The sequence below is a fragment of the Cryobacterium shii genome, from assembly GCF_004402595.1.
In the GTDB taxonomy this organism is placed as follows: domain Bacteria; phylum Actinomycetota; class Actinomycetes; order Actinomycetales; family Microbacteriaceae; genus Cryobacterium; species Cryobacterium shii.
Genome location: NZ_SOFY01000013.1, coordinates 105326 through 122229 on the forward strand (window position 1 = coordinate 105326; position 16904 = coordinate 122229).

Annotated in this window: 14 protein-coding genes; 8 read left to right on the forward strand and 6 right to left on the reverse strand. The window is 68.0% G+C overall.

The window, feature by feature from the left end; translation table 11 throughout:
- Position 1 precedes the first annotated feature (1 nt).
- From E3O49_RS03450 to E3O49_RS03465, 4 genes are all read left to right on the forward strand, one after another.
- On the forward strand, positions 2-592 hold the full coding sequence (locus tag E3O49_RS03450) for a DUF3000 domain-containing protein (protein WP_134403141.1): 591 nt from the start codon (positions 2-4) through the stop codon (positions 590-592).
- A complete protein-coding gene (locus E3O49_RS03455; protein ID WP_134366738.1) occupies positions 585-1781 on the forward strand; it encodes an HRDC domain-containing protein in 1197 nt (398 codons plus the stop codon). The genes E3O49_RS03450 and E3O49_RS03455 overlap by 8 nt, the downstream gene beginning before the upstream one ends.
- Positions 1782-1857: 76 nt before the next feature.
- A complete protein-coding gene (locus E3O49_RS03460) occupies positions 1858-3063 on the forward strand; it encodes a thiolase family protein (protein ID WP_134366739.1) in 1206 nt (401 codons plus the stop codon).
- Positions 3060-5222 (forward strand): 3-hydroxyacyl-CoA dehydrogenase NAD-binding domain-containing protein, encoded by a 2163-nt coding sequence (locus E3O49_RS03465; RefSeq protein ID WP_134450999.1) that lies wholly within the window; start codon positions 3060-3062, stop codon positions 5220-5222. Before E3O49_RS03460 ends, E3O49_RS03465 begins: the two co-directional genes overlap by 4 nt.
- A 125-nt stretch (positions 5223-5347) precedes the next feature.
- Here the strand turns inward: E3O49_RS03465 and dxs are convergent, their stop codons facing one another.
- The 5 genes from dxs to dut all read right to left on the reverse strand — a co-directional run bounded on the left by dxs (position 5348) and on the right by dut (position 12384).
- The gene (gene dxs / locus E3O49_RS03470) at positions 5348-7303 is read right to left on the reverse strand and encodes a 1-deoxy-D-xylulose-5-phosphate synthase (RefSeq protein ID WP_134366741.1); all 1956 of its coding nucleotides are present in this window, start codon (positions 7301-7303) and stop codon (positions 5348-5350) included.
- 118 nt (positions 7304-7421) lie between these two features.
- Positions 7422-10247, reverse strand: coding sequence for an aconitate hydratase AcnA (gene acnA / locus E3O49_RS03475; protein ID WP_370263863.1), 2826 nt, complete (start codon positions 10245-10247; stop codon positions 7422-7424).
- Positions 10248-10469: 222 nt separating this feature from the next.
- On the reverse strand, positions 10470-11273 hold the full coding sequence (locus tag E3O49_RS03480) for a DUF3159 domain-containing protein (RefSeq protein ID WP_134366743.1): 804 nt from the start codon (positions 11271-11273) through the stop codon (positions 10470-10472).
- A gap of 11 nt (positions 11274-11284) precedes the next feature.
- Positions 11285-11914: a DUF3710 domain-containing protein gene (locus E3O49_RS03485; protein WP_420898181.1), complete on the reverse strand. Its 630-nt coding sequence runs from the start codon at positions 11912-11914 to the stop codon at positions 11285-11287.
- Positions 11911-12384: a dUTP diphosphatase gene (gene dut, locus E3O49_RS03490; RefSeq protein WP_134366744.1), complete on the reverse strand. Its 474-nt coding sequence runs from the start codon at positions 12382-12384 to the stop codon at positions 11911-11913. Before dut ends, E3O49_RS03485 begins: the two co-directional genes overlap by 4 nt.
- Before the next feature lie 38 nt (positions 12385-12422).
- Between dut and E3O49_RS03495 the strand changes: the two genes are divergently transcribed.
- A complete protein-coding gene (locus E3O49_RS03495; RefSeq protein ID WP_134366745.1) occupies positions 12423-12878 on the forward strand; it encodes a DUF3093 domain-containing protein in 456 nt (151 codons plus the stop codon).
- A gap of 6 nt (positions 12879-12884) precedes the next feature.
- On the opposite strand, the gene E3O49_RS03500 is transcribed toward E3O49_RS03495, so the two are convergent.
- Positions 12885-13178, reverse strand: coding sequence for a DUF4193 domain-containing protein (locus E3O49_RS03500; protein WP_134363594.1), 294 nt, complete (start codon positions 13176-13178; stop codon positions 12885-12887).
- Between the two features lie 197 nt (positions 13179-13375).
- Here E3O49_RS03500 and sepH point away from each other — a divergent pair, with 197 nt between their 5' ends.
- Genes sepH through E3O49_RS03515 form a run of 3 tightly spaced genes read left to right on the forward strand, consistent with a single transcriptional unit; the run spans position 13376 to position 16865 of the window.
- Positions 13376-14644 carry a septation protein SepH gene (sepH, locus tag E3O49_RS03505; RefSeq protein WP_134366746.1) on the forward strand — a complete coding sequence of 423 codons (1269 nt, stop codon included), beginning with the start codon at positions 13376-13378 and terminating at the stop codon, positions 14642-14644.
- Positions 14645-14680: 36 nt separating this feature from the next.
- Positions 14681-15823, forward strand: coding sequence for a winged helix DNA-binding domain-containing protein (locus E3O49_RS03510; protein WP_134366747.1), 1143 nt, complete (start codon positions 14681-14683; stop codon positions 15821-15823).
- 58 nt (positions 15824-15881) lie between these two features.
- Positions 15882-16865, forward strand: coding sequence for an FUSC family protein (locus E3O49_RS03515; protein ID WP_241981063.1), 984 nt, complete (start codon positions 15882-15884; stop codon positions 16863-16865).
- Positions 16866-16904: the final 39 nt, after the last annotated feature.

Genomic DNA, 16904 nt, shown 5'->3' on the forward strand with positions numbered 1-16904 from the left:
CGTGCCCGAAACACAGGAAACGCTCCCCCCGGAGTTTGCCGCTGCCCTGACGTCGATTCGTCGCGCACGCATCCGGGCGGAACTCGTGGTGAACGAGATCACGGCCCCGGGAAGCCTGGCCCCACACGCGGTGGCATTCTCGGCCGACGTCACGCCGGCCCGCCACGGCGGCAACTCGGACCTGGGCACCGGTCGCTTCATCCTGCTGTACGACCCGGAGGAACCCGAGGCCTGGGGCGGACCCTTCCGTGTGGTCTGTTTTGCGCAGGCTCCCCTGGAGACGGACATCGGCCTGGACCCGTTCCTGGCCGAGGTCGCCTGGGCGTGGCTAGTCGATGCACTGGCCGCCCACGGAGCTCGGTATTCCGCGGCATCAGGCACGGCGACTAAGATTATTTCGTCAGGCTTCGGCGAACTTGCCAGGCAGGGCGATGGTGCGCAGATCGAACTGCGCGCCTCGTGGACGCCGCTGGACCACAATCTCGCCGCCCACGTCGAAGGATGGGGCGAGCTGCTCTGCATGCTCGCAGGCCTTCCCCCCACTGGCGAAGGAGTCAGCATGTTGTCCACACGCCGAACCGGTCGTGGCTGATCACACAGTGATCGACACGCGGGATGCCTACTTGACGGCGACCGCAGCCATTCGCGGCGGCACCGGACCGATCGGCATCGATGCCGAGCGCGCCTCCGGGTTCACGTACTCCCAGCGTGCCTACCTGATCCAGATCTTCCGCAGGGGTGCCGGCACCTTCCTGTTCGACCCGCCCGCGATCGGCGACTTCCGCGAACTCAACGAGGCCCTCGGCGGCGAGGAATGGATTTTCCACGCCGCGAGCCAGGACCTCGCCTGCCTGCGCGAGGTCGGCCTCGACCCGAAGCGCATCTTCGACACCGAGCTGGCCGCGCGCCTATTGGGCATTCCGAGGGTCGGTCTCGGCACAGTCGTTGAAGAGCTGCTCGGCATCCACCTGGCCAAGGAACATTCCGCCGCCAACTGGTCGACCCGGCCGCTGCCGGAAGCCTGGTTGGTGTACGGCGCGCTCGACGTCGAGTTGCTCCCCGATCTGCGTGACCGCATGACCGAGATGCTCGAAACGGACCTGAAAACCGACATCGCCGCCCAGGAATTCGCCGCCGTGCTCGCCCGCGAGGTCAAAGCCGTCAGCCCCGAACCCTGGCGGCGGCTCTCCGGCGTGCACTCGATCCGCGGCCAGCGAGGCCTTGCTGTGGCCCGCGAGCTCTGGCTCGCCCGCGACCGTCTGGCCCAGGAGCTCGACATCTCCCCCGGCCGGCTCGTACCGGACGCATCCCTGACCGCCGCCGCACGCGCGATGCCCGCGTCCAAACAGGCCCTCGCCGACCTCCGGGAGTTCAGCGGTCGTGCCAGCCGAAGCGAACTCGATCGCTGGTGGGGCGCCATCCTCGAGGGGGTGGCCTCGACCGACCTGCCCTCCCTGCGCGGCAACGCGGACCTGCTCCCGCCGCCGCGCGCCTGGGCCGATCGCAATCCGGAGGCCGACCTGCGCTACAAGGCCGCCCGCACTGCCCTGACCGAGGTCTCGGAACAGCTGGCGATCCCCCTCGAAAACCTGATCACGCCCGACTACGTGCGCCGGGTGGCCTGGACGCCGCCCGAGACCATCGACCCCGAATCCATCGGTGAGGCGCTCGGGAGGCTGGGCGCCCGCGCCTGGCAGATTGACGTGACTGCACAACGGATCGCCGATGCCTTTGTCGAAGTCCACCAAACGATCGAGGTCCCCCCGGAAACGGATTCGTAGAAACCGTCCAAGGATTCGACCCCCCTTCTGCTCCCCCTTAGGATCGACCGACACCTGATCGATTGATGGAGGCAAAGTGGCCGATAGAGCAGAAGTCGTGTTTGTGGACGGGGTTCGCACCCCGTTCGGACGCGCCGGCGAAAAGGGCATGTACTGGAACACCCGGGCGGATGATCTCGTGGTCAAGGCCATGATCGGGCTGCTTGAACGCAACCCGTCGGTCCCCGGGGAACGGATCGACGAGGTGGCGATCGCCGCCACCACCCAGACCGGCGACCAGGGACTCACCCTCGGCCGCACGGCGGCACTTCTCTCCGGACTGCCGAAGTCGGTACCCGGGTTCGCCATCGACCGGATGTGCGCGGGCGCCATGACCGCCGTCACCACCCTTGGCGCGGGAATCGGCTTCGGCGCCTACGACCTGGCCATCGCCGGCGGCGTCGAGCACATGGGTCGCCACCCGATGGGTTCCGGAGCAGACCCGAATCCGCGCTTCCTGCTCGAGCGGCTCGTCAGCGAAGACGCCCTCAACATGGGCGCCACGGCCGAGCGGCTCCATGACCGGTTCCCGTCGTACACCAAGGAGCGGTCCGACCGGTTCGCCCTGCGCAGCCAGCAGAAGGTCGCCGCAGCCTACGCCGCCGACAAGATCCAGCCCGACCTGGTGTCGGTGGCGATCCGGAGCGACGCCGGGTGGGGTCTCGCGACCCAGGACGAGGCTCCCCGCCCCGAGACTACGCTGGAGGGCCTCGCGTCCCTCAAGACCCCGTTCCGCCCCCACGGACGGGTCACGGCCGGCAACGCATCCGGGCTCAACGACGGCGCCAGCGCCTGCCTGCTCGCCAGCGGCAAGGCCGCCAAGGACCTCGGCCTGACCGTCAAGATGAAAATGGTCAGCTTCGCCTTCGCCGGCGTCGAACCGGAAGTCATGGGCCTCGGCCCCGTCCCCTCCACCGAGAAGGCGCTGCGCAAGGCAGGCCTGAGCATCACCGACATCGGCCTGTTCGAGCTCAACGAGGCCTTCGCCGTTCAGGTCATCTCGTTCCTCGACCACTTCGGCATCGACGACGAGGACCCGCGGGTGAACGAGTACGGCGGCGCGATCGCCATCGGACACCCGCTCGCCTCCTCCGGCGTGCGCCTGATGAACCAGCTCGCACGCCAGTTCAGCGAGCACCCGGAGGTCCGCTACGGTCTGACGGCCATGTGCATCGGCCTCGGCCAGGGCGGCACCGTGATTTGGGAGAACCCGAACTTCAACCGGAAGGCAAGCAAGCGATGAGCAACTATTCAGAACTCGATTTCACCCCGCTGGTCGAGCTGTCGGCCGATGAGGTCGTCACCCACTCCTACGTGCGGGATGTCCCACTGTCCGGGGGCAGGACCCTGGCGCTCGTCACGCTCGACAACGGCAGGGACCACACCCGTCCGAACACCCTCGGCCCGGTCACCCTGCTCGAGTTCGGCATGACGATGGACCTGCTCCGGGAGCGTGCCGCCCTCGGCGACATCCACGGTGTGGCCGTCACCGGCAAGCCGTTCTACCTCGCCGCCGGCGCCGACCTGAGCAAGGTCAGCGAGATCCCGTCGCTCGCGACGGGCAAGCTGCTGGCCCAGCTGGGCCATTACGCGCTGGGCAAGCAGGCCGAACTGGGCGTTCCCTCCTTCGTGTTCATCAACGGGATGGCCCTGGGAGGCGGGCTCGAAATCGCCCTGAACGCCGACTTCCGCACCGTCGACGCCACCGCTCCGGCGATCGGGCTGCCCGAGGTCTCACTCGGGCTGATCCCGGGTTGGGGCGGCTCGTACCTGCTGCCCAACCTGATCGGCATCGAGAACGCGCTCAAGGTGATCATCGAAAATCCGCTCAAGCACCGCGTGCTCAAGGCCGCGGATGCCCTCGAGCTCGGCATCGCCGACGTGCAGTTCGACTCGGCCATGTTCCTCGAACAGTCCATCAAATGGGCCGACGGGGTCATCTCCGGCACCATCAAGGTCGCCCGGCCCAACCTGCCCGGCAAGGTCGAGCGGCTCGTGAAATGGGACGTCGCCGTCGGCATCGCGCGCAAGATGCTCGAGAGCCGCATCGGCACCGTCGCACGGTCGCCCTACATCGCCCTCGATCTCGTCAAGGCCGCCAAGAGCGGCACCCGCCAGGAGGGATTCGAACGCGAGGACGATTCCCTCGCCGAGCTCATCGCCGGCGACCAGCTGCAGGCCAGCATCTACGCCTTCAACCTGGTGCAGAAGCGGGCCAAGCGGCCGGCCGGAGCTCCGGACAAGGCCCTCGCCCGCCCGATCAAGAAGGTGGGCGTCATCGGCGCCGGGCTGATGGCCAGCCAGTTCGCCTTGCTCTTCGTGCGTCGGCTGCGGGTGCCTGTAGTCATCACCGACCTCGACCAGGCCAGGGTCGACAAGGGTGTGGCCTACATCCACGGCGAGATCCTCGCCCTCGAGATCAAGAAGCGCATCTCCTCCGACGAGGCGAACCGGCTCCGCGCCCTGGTCACCGGCACCACGGACAAGGCTCAGTTCGCCGACGCCGACTGGGTGATCGAGGCCGTGTTCGAGGAGCTCGGCGTGAAGCAGGACGTCTTCGCGGAGATCGAGAAGCACATCTCCCCCGACGCGATCCTGGCCACCAACACCTCGTCGCTCTCGGTCGAACAGATCGGTGCGAAGCTGGCCCACCCGGAACGCCTGGTCGGCTTCCACTTCTTCAACCCGGTGGCCGTCATGCCGCTGATCGAGGTAGTGAACACACCCGAGACCAACGACGTCACCCTGTCGACGGCGATGGTCGTCGCGGCCAAGCTCCGCAAGAACGCGGTCATCACCCGGGACACCCCCGGGTTCGTGGTCAACCGGCTGCTGGCTAAGCTGCTCGGCGAGGCCATGCACGCCGTCGACACCGGCACCTCGTTCGAGGTCGTCGACGGGTCCCTGGCCAAGTTCGGGATGCCGATGACCCCGTTCGAGCTGCTCGAACTCGTTGGCCTCAAGGTCGGCGCCCACGTGCTGGACACCCACCACGCCGCCTTCCCCGACCGGTTCTTCGAGAGCGAGAACCTGCACCGGCTGGCCGAGCACGGCACCGTCATCGAGCGGGACGCCAAGGGCAAGGCCAAGGGCTTCGACAAGGGCGCGATCAAGATCGTCGCGGGCGGAACCGCCCCTATGACCGGCGAGCAGATCCTGCGCCGGGTCGAGGACGGCCTCGCGGACGAGATCAAGCGGATGCTGGACGACGGCGTCGTGCACGCGGCCGAGGACATCGACCTGTGCATGATCCTCGGCGCCAACTGGCCGTTCCAGATGGGCGGGGTGACCCCGTATCTCGACCGTGTCGGTGCGAGCGAGCGGGTCTTCGGCGGCACCTTCCACACGCCGCTGATTCGCGGCGTCGGGGCAGCCCCGGTGCAGTCCGCCGTCCGCGAGTAACCCGGCAGTCGCGGTTCACCGAGCCGTGAGCTTTACCGCTTTTCAGGCCGGAAAACCCCGCCGAACTCACGGTTCGGCGGGGTTTTTCGCGCTCCGGGGTCAGTCAGGACCGGGGTCAGCCGGGGTCAGTCCTGGCCGGCCCGGTTCGCGGGGATGCTGCCGCTGTCGGTACGATCTGACGGCAGAGCCCGGGCATGCGGGATCTTGCTGCCCAGGACCATTGCGACGACGTCGCGGGCGATGTGCTGGGGGGTGAGTCCCACCCGTTCGAGAATCTCGGCGCGCGTGCCGTGGTCGAGGAACTCGTCCGGCAGGCCGAGCTCGGTCACGGCCGTGTCCACGCCCGCCTCGCGCAGGTCCTGACGGATGCGCGTGCCGATGCCGCCGACCCGGATGCCGTCCTCGATGCTGACCACGATCCGGTGCTCCGCGGCCAGGGAGATGATGCTCCGGGGCACCGGCACGACCCAGCGCGGGTCGACAACCGTGGCGCCGATGCCCTGGGCCGCCAGCCGCTCCGCCACATCCAGGCCCATGGCCGCCATCGGGCCCACGGTGACGATCAGGACATCTTTCTGGGCCGTTTCAAGCAGCACGTCGACCCCGTCGTCCAGCCGCCGCACGGCGTCGAGGGGGGCGCTGACGCTCCCCTTCGGGAACCGCAGCACGGTGGGCGCATCGTCGACCGCGACGGCCTCCTCGAGCTCCTCGCACAGGCGAACCGAGTCGCGGGGCGCGGCGAGACGGATGCCCGGCACCACCTGCAGGATGGCCAGGTCCCAGATTCCGTGGTGGCTGGGACCGTCCGGTCCGGTGACCCCGGCCCGGTCGAGAACGAATGTCACGCCCGCCTGGTGCAGGGCGACGTCCATCAGGACCTGGTCGAACGCCCGGTTGACGAACGTGGCATACAGGGCGACGACCGGGTGCAGGCCGCCGAACGCGAGCCCGGCGGCACTGGCCACGGCGTGCTGCTCCGCGATGCCCACGTCGTGCACCCGGGCGGGGAAACGCTCCGCCATCTTGTGCAGGCCCGTGGGGCGCAGCATCGCCGCGGTGATGCCGACGATCTTCGGCTGCAGGGTGGCCAGCCGCAGCAGCTCGTCGGCGAAGACGGACGTCCAGGACGGCGCGCTGGAGAATTCGGTGGATTCCCCCGTCTCCGGGTCGATCTGCCCGACCGCGTGGAACTGGTCCGCGACGTCCTGGACGGCCGGGTCGTAGCCCTTGCCCTTCTGGGTGATGGCGTGCACGATCACGGGCGCGCCGTAGCCCTTCGCTTGCCGCAGGGCCTCGATCATGGCCTGCAGGTCGTGGCCGTCGACCGGTCCGATGTACTTGATGTCGAGGTTCGAGTAGAGGGCCTCGTTGTTGGAGAACCGGGCCAGGAAGCCGTGCATGCCGCCGCGAACGCCGCGGAAGAACGCCCGCGCCGGCGCCCCCATCCGCTCGAAGGCCTGGCGGCTGGTCAGGTAGGCGCTGTGGTACGCCTGCCGGGTGCGCACCGTGTTGAGGAACCGCGCCATTCCGCCGATGGTGGGCGCGTACGAGCGCCCGTTGTCGTTGACGATGATGATCAGCCGGCGCGTGTTGTCGTCGCTGATGTTGTTGAGCGCCTCCCAGGTCATGCCGCCGGTGAGGGAACCGTCGCCGACGACGGCGATGACGTTGCGGTCGCTCTGCCCCGTCATCTCGAACGCGCGGGAGATGCCGTCGGCCCAGGAGAGGGAGCTGGACGCGTGCGAGCTCTCCACGATGTCGTGCACGGATTCCCGGCGCTGGGGGTAGCCGGCCAGGCCGCCGGACTGGCGCAGCCCGCTGAAGTCCTGGCGGCCGGTGAGCAGCTTGTGCACATAGGACTGGTGCCCGGTGTCGAAGACGATCGCGTCCCTGGGCGAGTCGAAGACCCGGTGCATGGCTATGGTCAGCTCGACGACGCCGAGGTTGGGCCCCAGATGGCCGCCGGTCTTCGAGATCTCGCGCACGAGGAATTCCCGCACCTCGGCCGCGAGCTGGACCAGTTCATCCTTCGAAAGACCGTCAAGGTCCCTGGGTCCGGAGATCGTGTCCAGCAGTGCCATCGTTAACACCTTTCGCGTTGCGCCATCCGCCGCCAAAAAAAGAAACCGGCGCATAGATTCGGTCAGACCGAGTCTACGCGCCGGTTTCGAGAGCCAGCCGAAAGCCGACTCAGGGAGGCTACGCGACCAGCGAACGCAGCACGTACTGCAGGATGCCGCCGTTGCGGTAGTAGTCGGCCTCACCCGGGGTGTCGATGCGGACGACCGCGTCGAACTCGACCGTCGCTTTGCCGGCCGGCGACTGCTCGCTCGGCACGGCCGTGACGTGGACCGTCTTCGGGGTGGTGCCGTTGTTCAGCTCGTCGAGCCCGGTGATCGTGACGACCTCCGTGCCGTCCAGGCCGAGCGTCGCCCAGCTCTGCCCCGCGGGGAACTGCAGCGGAACGACGCCCATCCCGATCAGGTTGGAGCGGTGGATGCGCTCGAAGCTCTCCGTGATGACGGCCTTCACCCCGAGGAGGCTCGTGCCCTTGGCAGCCCAGTCACGAGACGAACCCGAGCCGTACTCCTTGCCGCCGAAGATGACCAGCGGCGTGCCCTGGGCCTGGTAGTTCTGGGCGGCGTCGTAGATGAACGCCTGCGGAGCCCCGTCGACGGTGAAGTCGCGGGTGTAGCCGCCCTCGACGCCGTCAAGCAGCTGGTTGCGCAGACGGATGTTCGCGAAGGTTCCGCGAATCATGATCTCGTGGTTGCCGCGGCGCGAGCCGTAGGAGTTGAAGTCCCCACGTTCGACGCCGTGCTCGAGCAGGTAGGCGCCGGCCGGGCTGTCCGCCTTGATCGAACCGGCGGGGCTGATGTGGTCGGTCGTGACCGAGTCACCCAGTTTGGCCAGAACGCGGGCGCCGACGATGTCGACCACCGGGGTGGTCTCCATGGTCATGCCCTCGAAGTACGGGGGCTTCCGCACATACGTGGACTCGGGGTCCCACTCGAAGACCTCGCTGTTCGGCGTCGGCAGGGAGCGCCAGCGCTCGTCGCCCTCGAAGACGCCGCCGTACTGCTTCGTGAACATGGCGGTGTCGATCGAGCTGTCGATCGTGGCCTGCACCTCGGCGGAGTCAGGCCAGATGTCCTTGAGGAACACCTCGTTGCCGTCTGAACCGGTGCCGAGGGAATCCGTCTCGAAGTCGAAGTTCATCGAACCCGCGAGGGCGTAGGCGATGACCAGCGGCGGGCTCGCCAGGTAGTTCATCTTGACGTCGGGGCTGATCCGGCCCTCGAAGTTGCGGTTGCCCGAGAGCACCGCGGTGACGGCGAGATCGTTCTCGTTGATCGCGGCCGTGACCTCGTCAATCAGCGGACCGGTGTTGCCGATGCAGACCGTGCAGCCGTAGCCGACGGTGTAGAAGCCGAGGGCCTCCAGGTCGCCGGTGAGGCCGGCCTTCTCGTAGTAGTCGGTGACGACCTTCGACCCCGGAGCCAGAGTGGTCTTGACCCACGGCTTGCTGGTCAGGCCCTTCTTGACCGCGTTGCGGGCGAGCAGGCCCGCGGCGAGCATGACGCTCGGGTTGGACGTGTTCGTGCACGACGTGATGGCCGCGACGGCGACCGCTCCGTGGTCGAGCGTGTAGCTCGCGCCGGCCTCCGTGGTGATGGCGACGGGGCGCGACACGCTGACCGGGGCGTGGCTCACGTGGCTGTGCGAGACCACGTGGTCGAGGTTCTCGTCCTCGGCGGTGAAACCGATCGGGTCCGAGGCCGGGAACGACGCTTCGACGGCAGCGTCCACCACGGTCAGATCCTGGGTCGCGTAGCTCTGGAGGTCCAGTTCGAACTGCGACTTCGCCTCACTGAGGATGACGCGGTCCTGCGGGCGCTTCGGGCCGGCGATCGACGGGACGACGGTGCCGAGGTCGAGCTCGAGGTACTCGCTGAAGGCGGGCTCCTTGTCGGCGTCGTGCCAGAGGCCCTGCAGCTTCGAGTAGGCCTCGACCAGCGCGACCTGCTCTTCGCTGCGACCGGTGAGGCGCAGGTAGTCCAGGGTGACGTCGTCGATCGGGAACATGGCGGCCGTCGAGCCGAACTCGGGGCTCATGTTTCCGATGGTGGCGCGGTTGGCCAGGGGCACCTGGGCGACGCCCGCACCGTAGAACTCGACGAACTTGCCGACGACGCCGTGCTTGCGCAGGATCTGGGTGATGGTGAGCACGACGTCCGTCGCGGTCACGCCGGTCGGGATGGAGCCGTTGAGCTTGAAACCGACCACCTTGGGGATGAGCATGGAGATCGACTGGCCGAGCATGGCGGCCTCGGCCTCGATGCCGCCCACGCCCCAGGCGAGCACGCCCAGGCCGTTGACCATGGTCGTGTGCGAGTCGGTGCCGACGCAGGTGTCGGGGTAGGCCTGCAGCACCTCGGTGCCTGCGGCATCCGTGACCGTGCGGGTCATGGTGACCCGGGCCAGGTACTCTAGGTTGACCTGGTGCACGATGCCGGTTCCCGGGGGCACGACCTTGAAGTCGTTGAACGCGGTCTGACCCCAGCGCAGGAACTGGTAGCGCTCGCCGTTGCGCTCGTACTCGATCTCGACGTTGCGCTCGAGGGCGTCCGCGGTGCCGAACAGGTCCGCGATGACGGAGTGGTCGATGACGAGCTCGGCCGGAGCGAGCGGGTTGATCTTCTTCGGGTCGCCGCCGAGTTCGGCGACGGCCTCACGCATGGTGGCGAGGTCGACGATGCAGGGAACACCGGTGAAGTCCTGCATCACCACGCGTCCGGGCGTGAACTGGATCTCGGTGTCGGGCTCCGCCGTGGGGACCCACTCGCCCAGGGCGCGGATGTGCGCCTCGGTGATGTTGGCGCCGTCCTCGGTGCGGAGAAGATTCTCCAGAAGCACCTTCAGGCTGAACGGCAACTTCTCGTAGCCCTTGACCGCGTCGAGACGAAAGACCTCATAGTCCGTCGAACCGACACGCAGGGTGTCCTTGGCTCCAAAACTGTTCACTACCGCGTTATTCAGTGCAGACACGATGCCCTCTCCTTCGTGGAAACCGACGGAAAACCGCCCGCAATCCCCAATCCTGACGACCGGACGCCTGCCGCTGCCAGTAAGGGTTACCTAACCGGCAGTCCGCGCCCGGGCGATGCTCATCACCAAACTATCTTGACGTAGAGATAACTCTAGCGTCGTATCCGTCACGTGCGTGCCGTTTACCCCCGCGTGGCGTCACTTTTTCGCGTCGTCGTCCGCCGCGCGGTAGACCGATCGCACCATCAGCCACGAGATCACCAGAAGGGGCGCATACAGAGGGATGCCCATCAGGAGCTTCGCCGCGCCGAGCCACTCCACATTCCCGGAGAAGTACAGGGGAAGCTGCACAGCCAGGCGCACGGCGAAGAGTCCGGCCCAGCACAGGGTGAGGATCGTCAGGACACGGCGTTTGGACGCGTGGGCCCGCCACGACACCCCGTCCCCCATCAGGAACCCGACCGCCAGTCCCACCAGGGGCCAGCCGACCAGCGCCGAGATCAGCAGGGCCGCCCCGTAGGCGCCGTTGGTCCAGAAACCCGGAAGGTAGAAGTCCTCCGCTTTGCCGGTGAAGAGTGCCAGTACGGCGCTGACGATCAGGCCGACCAGTCCGCCGACGGCGGGCGTCACCGTCTGCCGCACGAGTCGCCGGGCAACGATGAAGGCCGCCCCGATCGCGACCGGGGCGATCAGTGCGGGGATGAGCTGACGGATGAAGGTGTAGGTGATCAGGAAGACGAGCCCGGGAATAACCGCTTCCACCAGCCCACGGATGCCGCCCATCGCCGCGAGCAGGGCGCGACCGCTGATCGGCTCGCCCTCGGCGGCCGGAGTGAAACCGGCCCGCCGCGCGGCCGCGGCCATGCCCTCGGCGAAGACAGCGGATGCCTCGGAACCGCCGGACGTGCCGTCGTTCCGCGCGGCGGGGGCGTCGGGTGCGGGGGTGTCCGGCGCAGGGGCCTCGGGTGCAGGGGCGTCGGGTTGTTCCGGTGCGTCCGTCATACGAGCGTCCCTCAGGCGTTGCCCGGCTCGGGCGCGCCAGCCGGGGTGGCCGGCATCCGCAGCGGAATGAGGTCACGGGGCGGCATCGGCGCCGCCCCGCGCACGACGACGATGCTGCGGAACAGGTCTTCGATCTGGCTCGCGGCTTCGGCATTGACGGCGCCTTCCCCGGCGATCACGCCGCGGAGGAACCAGCGTGGGCCGTCGACGCCGATGAACCGGGCCAGCCGGCTCGTCTCGCCGGTGCCCAGTCCGGCGGCAACCGGGATCTCGGCCACGAGTTCGGGGCCGAACGGTCCCTCGCGCAGCGTCGTGGTGCCGCCCTGCTTGCCGATCTGGTCGGCGATCTGGTCGCGGATCTCGTTCCACAGGCCGCTGGAGCGCGGGGCGGCGAACGGCTGCACCTGCAGGGTGGACCCGGCGTAGTCGAGCCCGATGGCCACCACGCGCTTGCTGCCCTCTTCGATTTCGAGCCGGAGGTGGAGTCCCTCCCGGGGCAGGATCTTGACGCCACCGAGGTCGACGTAGGGCCGGACCGGGTTGGCCTCCACCTCGTCGAGCGGGCCCTCGGTCGCGCGGTCCTCCGGAGCTGACTTGGCCGTGGCTCCGGGGAATTCGTCCGAGTTCGCTATGTCGCTCACTGGTTGTCTCCTGACGTATCGGTTCCAGTGATGTGCTGGGTGAGGCCGGTCGAGCCGAATCCGCCTTCGCCGCGCTGACTGCCCGGAAGGCGGTCGACCGGGATGAAAGTGGCCCGGGATACCGGCACGACGATGAGCTGGGCGATGCGGTCGCCGACCGCGATCGTGTGCGGCTCGGCCAGATCGGTGTTCAGCAGCGCGACCTTGATCTCGCCGCGATAGCCGGCATCCACCGTGCCCGGCGCGTTGACGATGGTGATGCCGTGCTTGACGGCGAGTCCGCTGCGGGGAACGACGAAGGCCGCGTAGCCGTCGGGAAGGGCGATCGAGACGCCCGTGCCGACCAGGGCACGCTGACCGGGAGCCAGGACCAGGGCCTGGGAGGAATGAAGATCCGCTCCCGCATCACCCGGATGCGCGTAACTCGGGAGGACGGACGCGGTAATCAGGACTTCGACGCTTTCTGCCACGTGTCGAGGCTAGTGCAGAAGTCTGATCGAATAGAGCCATGCCTGAATATCGCGAAAAACTGTGGGCCCCTCCCGCGCCGTACCTTGCCACCGCACTGATCATCCCCGCGAGCATCCTCGTCTTCGCGCCGATATCCATGCTCGCCGGAATCCTCATCGCCATCGGTTTGTATGCCGCCTGCGTGGCCGGGTTGCTTCTCTCGGCGCCGGTGGTCGAAGTGCGCCAGGGCGAACTGTCCGCCGGCCGCGCGCGCATCTCGACCGATCTCCTCGGCGAGGCGCAGGCCTTCGACGGAGACGACGCCGTCCTGGAGCGCGGGCGCAACCTCAATGCGCGCGCCTGGCTGCTCATCCGCGGCTGGATCCGCCCCGTCGTGCGCATCCCCATCGTGGATGCCACCGATCCGGCGCCGTACTGGCTCGTGTCGACCCGCCACCCACAGAAATTGGCCGCCGCGATCAATGGATCACGACGGCCAGCGTCCAGCATCTAAGCGCGTTTAGGAGTCGCACTCCAGGCAAACCGGGCCGAGCTTGGTCTCGTGCGACATCTGCGAACGGTGCTTCACGAGGAAGCACTCGACGCAGGTGAACTCGTCGGCCTGCGGGGGCAGGACAACGACATCGAGGTCGAGGTCGGACAGATCGGCGCCGGGAAGGTCGAACCCACCGGGGTTGTCCGAGTCGTCGACATCTACGACACCGGACATCTTGTCGGGTACGCGCTCCTTGAGGGCCTCAATCGACTCAGAGTCGTCTTCGGTCTTCCGTGGTGCGTCGTAATCGGTTGCCATACCCATCCATTTCAGTTACGCCGAGAAACGATTTCGGCGGCCATAGTTTCCAACAATCCGGGCGGAATAGCAAACTACGCGCCGAGTCTTTTCTTCGGCACAGTTGTCAACTTGCGGCACGCCCGGCGTATTCCCCGAATATTCGGGTTTTACATGGCAGTCTTGGCTGCACTAGTGATCGCGAGAGGGCTTTCAACATGCAGGAATTGAAAGTTATTGGAGTCGAGAACGGTGCGCTGCTCGCAGCGTCAGAGGAGGGCGACCGTTTTCGGATCCCCATCGATGAAGTTCTCCAGTCCAGGCTTCGCCAAACCCAGACGGAATCCACGGCCGGCACGAAGCTGAGCCCGCGGGAAGTGCAGGCCCACATCAGGGCCGGCATGTCCGCGGAGGACGTGGCCACCGTGACGGGCGCCTCCATCGACTTCGTGCGCCGTTTCGAGGGCCCGGTCGTCGCCGAACGCGAGTACATCGTGTCCTGCGCGCTCGGAGTGCCCGTGCACACGGCCATCGACCCGGACCCGATCGAGGGCGGGGCGAATTTCGGCACCGTCATCCGGGAGCGCCTCGCGTCGCTCGGCGCCACGAATGAGCGCTGGGCCAGCTGGAAAGAGCCCGGCGCCGGCTGGATCGTGAAACTCGCGTTCACCGCCGACGACATCGACCACGACGCCCGCTGGGGCTTCGAACCGAAGAAGAACTCCCTCTCCCCCGTCGGCAACGAGGCCATCGCGCTCTCCCAGCAGGGCGAACTCAAGGGTGCCTTGATTCCCCGCCTGCGCGCGGTCGGCGCCGAGACGAGCCTGGCCGATGTGTCACGGTTCGACAGCGGCGCCTTCACCTTCAAGGAATCACTGGCCGACGAACTGCTCAACGACACCGCACCGCTCCTGGACCCGATTCCGTACTCCCGATCGGCCGGCACGACGGATGCCGTCTCCCGGGCGGCCATCAAGCGCGCCGACGAACCACCCCAGAGCATGAGCGAGACCGCGGACCTGTTGGAGTCCCTGCGCCGCCGCCGCGGCGAACGCGAAGCCGCGGCTTTCGAAAGCACCAACACCGAGAGCACGCTCAGCAACGGCGTGGGACAGGCCTCCGCCGCGGGGATCCATCTCGTGGACCAGACCGTCGACCGAACCGTCACCCCCGCCGCGGACTCGCCCGCTGCCGGCAACCGGTCCGCGTCTGCGCGCAACCTCTGGTCGACCCAGGCGGCCGCCGGCCAGGCGGCCACGAACCAGACCTCCCCCGGGGCGGCCTCGTCCGGATCGGCGCCGGCCGGAGTGACCCCCGCCGGATTGACCCCTGCCGGATTGACACCTGCCGGATTGAGCCCCGCCCGTTCGACCCCTGCCACACCGCCGGCCCGCTCCACCGGGGCCGCCGGAAAACGTGGACGCGCCTCCATGCCCAGCTGGGACGAGATCGTCTTCGGCGCCCGCACGGACGACGACCTGCCCTAACCGGCAGTCGCGGGGCATCCGTCGCATACTGGGCTCATGGCGACGCGAGCCTCCCGCACCGATGTCATCCGGATGCGTTTGGGATGCCACGGGCTCTCCGGGCCCGCACTCTCGAACCCCGGGGCGGTCGCTGGACGGATGCTGGCCGTGCAGGCCCAGGACTATCGGGCCGGCCTGTGGGCGATCGGTGTTCGGGTGCCCGGATCGACGGTCTCCGACGTCGCGCGGGCGATCGACACGGCGGTGCTCGTGCGCTCCTGGCCCCTGCGCGGCACCCTTCATTTCGTCCCCGCTCCTGACCTGCACTGGATGCTGGGCCTCAGCGCGCCCCGGGTGCTCGCCGGAATGCGCACGCGGCGAGCACAGCTCGGCCTCGACGACTCCGCGATCGAAGGCGCACGCACCGTTGCCCTCGACTCGCTCTCCGGCGGTCGCGAGTTGACGCGAGCGGGCTTCCTCGCGGCACTCGAAGCGCAGGGGATCTCCACCGGAGGCCAGCGCGGCTACCACCTGGTGGCGAACCTCGCCCTCACCGGGACTCTCTGCTGGGGCAGGCACACCGGTACGGCGCAAACACTCGTGCTCCTGGACGAGTGGGTGCCCTCACCCCGTCGGCTCGAGCACGACGAAGCCCTGGGAGAACTCACGACCCGCTACTTCCGTGGGCATGGCCCGGCCACGGCGAAGGATCTGGCCTGGTGGTCCCAGCTGACCCTGGCCGACATCCGGATCGGACTCGGGGTGGCGAGGAAGGACCTGATCGAAATCGATCTGGGCGGCGTGACCCATTTTCTGGCGGCCTCGGCCGAGGCCGGCCTTCCCGGTTCCGCGCCGCAGCGGCGCTCGACCGTGTTCGCCCTGCCCGGCTTCGACGAGTATCTGCTCGGGTACCGCGGTCGCAGTGTCGTTGTCCCCGACGACCGTTTTCCGCTCCTGGTTCCCGGTCGCAATGGCATCTTCCTGCCGCTGATCCTCTCCGACGGCCGGGTGGTCGGAACCTGGCGCACCGAGACCACGCCGCGAGGAGTCTGGGTCGAGGCTGCACCCTTCGAGACCATGACGCCGCGGCAATGGGCCGGCTTCGAGCGGGCGATCGATGACTATGCTCGGTTCTCCGGGCGGCCGGTGACCATCCGGCCCGGTCGCGGCGCCCCGGACCCGGTGGTTCCGCTAACCTGAGCACGTGAGGATTACTGCCCGGTTGCGATCCGAAAGCCGGATTCCCCTTCTCCAGGCCGTGAAGACATCCGTCGCCGTTGCGCTCGGCTGGATCCTGTCGCAGGCTCTCCTGCAGACCGAGTTGCCGATCTTCGCCGCGATCGCGGCCCTGCTGGTGGTGCAACCGAACATCAACCAGACCCTCGGCCGCGCGGTCGAACGCAGTCTCGGCGTCATCGGCGGAGTGCTCATCGCCTACGCCGTCGGCATCGCCTTTGGGGAGTCCAGCTGGATCGTGCTGGCAGCGATTATCTTCTGCATCATGCTCGCCTGGGCGCTGCGCCTGGCTCCGAGCTCGGCAAGCCAGATCCCGATCAGTGCCATGCTGGTGCTCTCGCTCGGGGCTTCCACGCCCGAGTACGCGCGGGACCGGATCATCGAGACCATCATCGGGGCCGCGGCCGCACTGGTCGTCAACGCCCTGATCGTGCCGCCCGTGCTCCTGAGCCCGGCACACGATGCCGTCGTGCGGCTGGGCCGCGAAGTCGCCGACACGCTCGACCGGATCGTGGACGCCCTTCGTTTTCCGCAGCAGGCCGGCCAGATCGAAGAGATGATGATCAAGGCCCGCCTGCTCCGCCCCATGCTGGAGAAGGCGGAGAAGGCGATCAAGCAGGCCGAGGAGAGCCTCACCCTCAATCCGCGGCACGGGGTGCACCGGCGGCTGCTGGACGTCGACGAGGAGTTCTACAACCGCTTGACGGCGCTGGTCACGCGCACCATCGGGATGACGCGCGCGCTCCGTGACCACTACGACCATTCGCTGCACCTGGAACCGACCGTGCTGGCGATCACCGTCGAACTCAGCCGGGCCGCCCACGACCTCCGGCTACTGGCCGAGCACGTCGACCACCCGGGTCAGACGCCGGTGAACCCGGTCGTGGAGCCGCCGGCCCTGACGGAGCCCCTGGTCATCTTCACGCCGCATCCGCAGCACTGGATCCTGATCGGGTCACTGATGGAGGACCTGCGCCGCGTGCGCGAGGAGATCAAGGGCGAGTAGCGGGCGCAACACCAGCCGCTGCCCCGGCCCGATCACCTA

Bases quoted from the DNA above. Each gene is read 5' to 3' on its own strand.
- sepH (WP_134366746.1), top strand. From the start codon at position 13,376: ATGCAGGAATTGAAAGTTATTGGAGTCGAGAACGGTGCGCTGCTCGCA.
- E3O49_RS03500 (WP_134363594.1), bottom strand. From the start codon at position 13,178: ATGGCAACCGATTACGACGCACCACGGAAGACCGAAGACGACTCTGAG.
- E3O49_RS03465 (WP_134450999.1), top strand. From the start codon at position 3,060: ATGAGCAACTATTCAGAACTCGATTTCACCCCGCTGGTCGAGCTGTCG.
- E3O49_RS03495 (WP_134366745.1), top strand. From the start codon at position 12,423: ATGCCTGAATATCGCGAAAAACTGTGGGCCCCTCCCGCGCCGTACCTT.
- E3O49_RS03510 (WP_134366747.1), top strand. From the start codon at position 14,681: ATGGCGACGCGAGCCTCCCGCACCGATGTCATCCGGATGCGTTTGGGA.
- E3O49_RS03480 (WP_134366743.1), bottom strand. From the start codon at position 11,273: ATGACGGACGCACCGGAACAACCCGACGCCCCTGCACCCGAGGCCCCT.
- dxs (WP_134366741.1), bottom strand. From the start codon at position 7,303: ATGGCACTGCTGGACACGATCTCCGGACCCAGGGACCTTGACGGTCTT.